Annotated in this window: 1 pseudogene; it reads right to left on the bottom strand. The window is 44.4% G+C overall.

From position 1 onward, the window contains the following. Positions 1 to 96: 96 nt before the first annotated feature. Positions 97 to 518, bottom strand: a pseudogene (locus A3738_RS10750) (succinate--CoA ligase subunit alpha); the annotation flags it as partial.

Here is a 518-nt window from a genome sequence, read left to right as displayed (position 1 = left end):
CCTCTAAGATTTTCTTAGAAGTACTAGAACAGTAAAAATCTAACTCCTCAAAATTAAAAAAGGAGGCAAGAGCCTCCTTTTTTAAACCTTAAGAACTTACCAACCAGTACGTTCTTTAAGTGCTTTACCGATGTCTGCGAGACTCTTAACCGTAGTTACGCCAGCTGCTTCTAGCGCTGCGAACTTATCATCGGCAGTACCTTTACCGCCAGCGATAATCGCACCAGCATGTCCCATACGCTTACCCGGAGGAGCAGTAACACCTGCGATATATGATACAACAGGCTTAGTTACATTCGCCTTGATGTACTCAGCAGCCTCTTCTTCTGCAGTGCCACCGATCTCACCGATCATAACAATTGCTTCAGTTTGAGGGTCGTTCTCGAACATCTCAAGAATGTCGATAAAGTTTGATCCTGGAATCGGGTCACCACCAATACCTACACAAGTAGACTGACCAAATCCGAAGTCAGTCGTCTGCTTAACTGCTTCATAAGTCAACGTACCTGAACGAGATA

Source organism: Oleiphilus sp. HI0066 (assembly GCF_001635725.1).
The sequence above is the reverse complement of the archived record's forward strand: the minus strand, read 5'-3'. Positions and strand labels throughout refer to the sequence as shown.